Below are 409 nucleotides of genomic sequence, written 5' to 3'. Positions count from 1 at the left end.
CCGTTCAGACGGCCTGACTGACATTTATTGTCACTTTGTAACAATTTCACTGCGAGTAAGGCTTGGGGTTTAGAGATGTCCGGTTTTCGATAAATCAGGTTGTATTGCGTAATACCTTGTTATCTTTGTGCTTTAGTTCATTTTGGCATTTGCCGGAGATTAGGTACTTAATCTTTCGGGTGTTATCCCTGCAAATTGTATGCCAGTTTTCCTTTGTACGCATAATCTGTGTATGCCAGAATGTTGGCTTTATACAACATTCATATTAACGAACCAGAAACGGATTGTACCTTTTCTCATGCCCGATGCTGGTCATGCGACCGTGTCCGGCGATAACTTGCGTGGTTTCGGGCAGAGTTAATAGTTTAGCGCAGATATTGTTTATGAGGTCATCATGATTGCCGCGCGG

1 pseudogene is annotated in these 409 nt (G+C 43.0%); it reads right to left on the bottom strand.

Going from position 1 to position 409, the window contains the following annotated elements:
* Positions 1 to 265: 265 nt before the first annotated feature.
* Positions 266 to 409, bottom strand: a pseudogene (locus tag ACTHSP_RS22295) (MBL fold metallo-hydrolase); the annotation flags it as partial.

It is taken from the genome of Neisseria sp. P0001.S005 (genome assembly GCF_051963715.1).
The sequence above is the reverse complement of the archived record's forward strand: the minus strand, read 5'-3'. Positions and strand labels throughout refer to the sequence as shown.